The 4053-nt window shown below is 35.7% G+C and carries 5 protein-coding genes and 1 pseudogene; 1 reads left to right on the top strand and 5 read right to left on the bottom strand.

The window, feature by feature from the left end:
* Positions 1–48: 48 nt before the first annotated feature.
* Positions 49–330, top strand: a complete 282-nt coding sequence (locus tag CEV08_RS08925; protein WP_100131257.1) for a type II toxin-antitoxin system YafQ family toxin — start codon at positions 49–51, stop codon at positions 328–330.
* Between the two features lie 56 nt (positions 331–386).
* Here the strand turns inward: CEV08_RS08925 and CEV08_RS08930 are convergent, their stop codons facing one another.
* The 5 genes and pseudogenes from CEV08_RS08930 to CEV08_RS10085 all read right to left on the bottom strand — a co-directional run.
* Positions 387–665 carry a hypothetical protein gene (locus CEV08_RS08930; protein ID WP_100131253.1) on the bottom strand — a complete coding sequence of 93 codons (279 nt, stop codon included), beginning with the start codon at positions 663–665 and terminating at the stop codon, positions 387–389.
* A complete protein-coding gene (locus CEV08_RS08935) occupies positions 662–1402 on the bottom strand; it encodes a phage regulatory protein/antirepressor Ant (protein ID WP_100131254.1) in 741 nt (246 codons plus the stop codon). The genes CEV08_RS08930 and CEV08_RS08935 overlap by 4 nt, the downstream gene beginning before the upstream one ends.
* Before the next feature lie 403 nt (positions 1403–1805).
* Positions 1806–2105 carry a hypothetical protein gene (locus CEV08_RS08945; protein WP_100131255.1) on the bottom strand — a complete coding sequence of 100 codons (300 nt, stop codon included), beginning with the start codon at positions 2103–2105 and terminating at the stop codon, positions 1806–1808.
* Positions 2106–2427: 322 nt separating this feature from the next.
* On the bottom strand, positions 2428–3144 hold the full coding sequence (locus CEV08_RS08950; RefSeq protein WP_100131256.1) for an enterotoxin A family protein: 717 nt from the start codon (positions 3142–3144) through the stop codon (positions 2428–2430).
* Between the two features lie 74 nt (positions 3145–3218).
* Positions 3219–3476, bottom strand: a pseudogene (locus tag CEV08_RS10085) (phage antirepressor Ant); the annotation flags it as partial.
* Positions 3477–4053: the final 577 nt, after the last annotated feature.

A 4053-nucleotide genomic window follows, 5' to 3' on the forward strand; every position in this document is an offset into this window, starting at 1 on the left:
GCAACTTAAAAAAGTTTCATTCCGTAGACGAATTATTTGATGATCTCTATGCGGACGATTGAACGTACCACCATTTTCAAACGTGATTTCAAGCGTGAAATGAAAGGACGATATCGGCATCTTTTAAGTACAGATTTGCATCAAGTCATTGTGGCATTAGCAAATGATCAACCTTTAGAACTTCGATATCATGACCATGCATTAACTGGAAATTGGAAAGATTATCGGGATTGTCATATTCGACCTGATTTGGTTTTGATCTATCGCTTGATTGGTCAAGATAGGCTAGTTTTAGTGCGTCTTGGTTCTTATTCACAGCTCAATCTGTAATGTCAATTAACCCTCCCCATTTTTGAGAACGAGGAGGGAAGGGAGTATATATTTACTTAAGCAACTTTTCTAATGGGGTTATCTAAATCTGGATTGTAAACGCGCAACAAAGAATCCATGCTATGCGGTAACTCTGAATCGCCAAAATCTGTGAGAACTGTTAAGATTTTAAGTATACTTGGCATCTCATCTTGAAGTTTTGAAATCAAAGCTTTTTCTATGACAGTCATAGTATCAACCAGAGCAGTACAATCTTTATCATTCATATTTTCATGTCTAGAAAATTGAGATAATGCTATCCATAAATCACATAAGAAGTTGGTATCTATCTTCATTGTACACCTCCATGGATTTGTTCTCTCAAACATGCCAATCCTCTGGATGTGATTTTTGTTGAAGGGAGCACCTTTTCTGTACCATCTGGTCTTTGAATGGTGATAGCAGGGCAGTCCATAAAGCCTTTCTTGATTTTATCCTGATAAGGTAACAGAGGCGCCCCTGGAGCCCGTCGATACACCCAATCATGTTTACGCAAATAATCGGTTAAATCCTTTGGTCGCACCTCCAACATCTTCGCTGCTTCAATAAGACCAAACAACCCATCAGAACGTTTTAAACCTTCTAAAGCTTCTGCTTTTGGAGTCAATTCAGCAATAACATGGTCTTTTTGCTCGATTTGACTTTGTAAGTGATTCAAAACACCAAGTAATGCTTCGGGTTTAGAATAGTCAACTTGTGGTGTTGCTATTTGCTTTTCCAATTCTTGCCAACGGTCAATAATCTTTGCTCGTAAAGTAGTGTTATAACCAGAAACAAGAATTAGACATTCACGCTTTGGAAGGTTGTAACAAGGAAGTGTACGCCCTGTTGAGTCTTTGTATAATCCTGAAAAATCACTCACCCCAAATTTGGGGGCAGTACTTTCAGAGTTTAATTCTCCTAACATTTGTTTAATGTCACGCATTACATGGTCATGTCTTTTACCGCACAACTCAGCAATCTCACGACTAGACATAGTCTGAGTGGTAGCACTATTAGCAGTGCTTTCTCTAATTTTTATAAGAGTGTTCATAATGAACTCCTAGTTGTTAGATGTTTTTCATTGACACTCTAAAGAGAGTGCCGGGCGCTGAAAAACACGGCAACTAGCCCGTCGTTATGCCTTTCCCATAAGGGTATTGTATAGCATAACCACACCCGACAATGCCATTATATGCGTGCAACATACAATGAGTCAAAACTTTTAGTTGGCGGAGAAGAGATTGTTCCGGCAATCCATCCGCTAGTTGCTTTAAGGTGTTTTTCAAGCACCTAGCTCAACGATAGACACATTGTTGCCATATTGTCAAGCAGTAAAAACTATGTTTGTGAAAAAATAGTTTCTACCTGTAACCTCATTTTTTTATTATAGAGTAGAGGAAAATAATATCTAAAGTATTTGCAAGGATAGCAGCACACGTAAAATTATATTGACGTTATTCTAGAGTAATGGATAACACATCTTTCGATTTAACGTAACCGCTCATAAATGTTACTTTTGCTGGCTTATTCAGAATGTGAGCTATTTTAGCCAAATCAAACATGGCTTTTCCAGCAATGCTATTACAGTACCAATTCCCTAACTGGTTATTAATTCGTAAAGTACAGTAATATGTACTCATATCCATTTCAACCAAAGTTATATGACCCTCTTCTGAATAAGGTCCAGCGATGGAGGGTTTTATCATTGATATTATCATTATCAAGGGTAGAAGTATTTTTTCTTTAATTTTCATAATTGTTTTCTCCTTTAAAATTTAAATTAGTAGAATTTAATATCATCCTTACCCTAAAGGATAAAGATTTCTGGGATGTTTAATATATAAGTGGATTGGCTTTTTTCGGTAAGTTCCTACTGCTGATTGCTTATGTAATCCATTTTATAGGCGGTTCTATGGGCAGCAAGTCCTACATCCAATGGTTTATAGTATTTGTTTTTATATTTACGCTCTAAAGAACGAGGCTTTACAATATAAATAATAAGTTTATTTTCTTTATTTATGTGTTATTATAAAATATATAATTTACAGTATAAGTAGATACGTTTGTAATATTATTTTAATCAAGATAAATAAATGGTATTGCAAGTATAGCGTAATAGGATTTCCAAAACCATTCCGTTCCAAAAATCTGTGCTGATTTTATGGGGGAACAGGATGATCTTAACTGGCAGTGAGCATATGTAACCCATGGCATTAGATTCCAAGCTTGATGTTCAACAGGGAAAGCGGCTAGCTGCGGTTGAGCTCCTCCTGATGTAAGGCCCGCATATAATTGCTCTCTGTAATCTGGATTCCGAATAAATGGACCAACAACGCCCCCGCTCAATCTTTGCCACCCAATAATTTGTTCCCAGTGAATTACACCCAATGCAGCGATTTCTCGCTCATGTTCATATGGAGAAAATCTTCCTAACGATGCATTAACATCAATGAAATTAGGGGTAACTCTTATATGATAAATATAACCATCATGATTAAGGTAATCATATATCCAATTAGCTGCAATAGAGTAGTATCTTGTTGTAGATACATAGCCAGAATTATAGCGTGACATTCCTGTTGCAGTTCCATGTACATGATTCCATAAACTTATATCTGGTGGAGGTTGATTAGGCCGTGTTCCATCCATCCCTCGCGGTAGGAAACCGCCATCACGTTTTACTTCTTCAGGAGACTGCATAGCCGCTCGATAAACTTTATTATTATCATTGTCATCGGCAAAGACATGCTGTGAAAACACAATAAGTATTATAGTAATAAATAATTTAAACATTTTTTTCTAATCTCATTACTTAAATTAACATCTTTTCTGTGCCGAAAATGGAGAAGATAAGATCATGTTTTAAACTAAGCAGCTTTTACTATAGATCTTGTTAAAAACTGCTTTGCTTCTTCAATTAAGGCTTTATATTTCCTGTTTTCTTCGTCTACTCTGGAGGAATAGATTAAGACGAACATGGATAAGGACCTGAAAGATATAAAGCTTTTTCAGTAGGATTCATGCCATTTCCAATGGCTTGGTAAATCAAAGCGTATGTCATTATCATAATCAACAAATTGGCTTCTTAATTTTTTCTCACACTCAATGAAATAGTGACGATCTTGGTTATTTCATTGCGTTCAATCAGGGAAAGCTATCTAGAGTAAAACTTGATGATTAATTGCTGTAACAGCTCCAGATTTTGCGCTCCCCAATTATAAGTTTTACTCAAAAAAGAGTAAAACCTAAAAGCAGTGGTCCAAGTTTTGAGGACCGCAAATCTTGTGTTTTTATAAAATCATTTATCTCTTCAAATTCATATTGCCGCCATATTATCAAGCGGCAATGTAATTTTTTTCTAAAAAATAATTCACTATTGTACAGTGTATATATGAGTACATATTAATTTTGTTATTTATCAATATGTTATGTGTACAATGTACAGTTGATTTAAAAATTCTGTCGCTAGCGATAGTTCGCGCTAGCCTGCCCCGCAACGAAGCCAACCCGCTGGGAAGTACCTTTTGCATTGATTTTATTTACTTTTTTATGGAAAAAACAAAGCATAAATGATGATCTTTTTTTAAAATTGCAATAAGAATAGGGAATGCTTAAACTCATAAAGATATGTAATATAGAGATAAAACTTGAGAACATGATCTAGCCTTTCTTGTTGGCAGCGTATTCTTGACGAGCAAGTTG

This window comes from Bartonella tribocorum, from assembly GCF_002778015.1.
Classification (GTDB): Bacteria; Pseudomonadota; Alphaproteobacteria; order Rhizobiales; family Rhizobiaceae; genus Bartonella; species Bartonella tribocorum_B.

Excerpts from the sequence above, each read along its gene's own strand:
- CEV08_RS08930 (WP_100131253.1), bottom strand. The coding sequence starts at position 665 with ATGAAGATAGATACCAACTTCTTATGTGATTTATGGATAGCATTATCT.
- CEV08_RS08950 (WP_100131256.1), bottom strand. The coding sequence starts at position 3,144 with ATGTTTAAATTATTTATTACTATAATACTTATTGTGTTTTCACAGCAT.
- CEV08_RS08945 (WP_100131255.1), bottom strand. The coding sequence starts at position 2,105 with ATGAAAATTAAAGAAAAAATACTTCTACCCTTGATAATGATAATATCA.
- CEV08_RS08925 (WP_100131257.1), top strand. The coding sequence starts at position 49 with ATGCGGACGATTGAACGTACCACCATTTTCAAACGTGATTTCAAGCGT.
- CEV08_RS08935 (WP_100131254.1), bottom strand. The coding sequence starts at position 1,402 with ATGAACACTCTTATAAAAATTAGAGAAAGCACTGCTAATAGTGCTACC.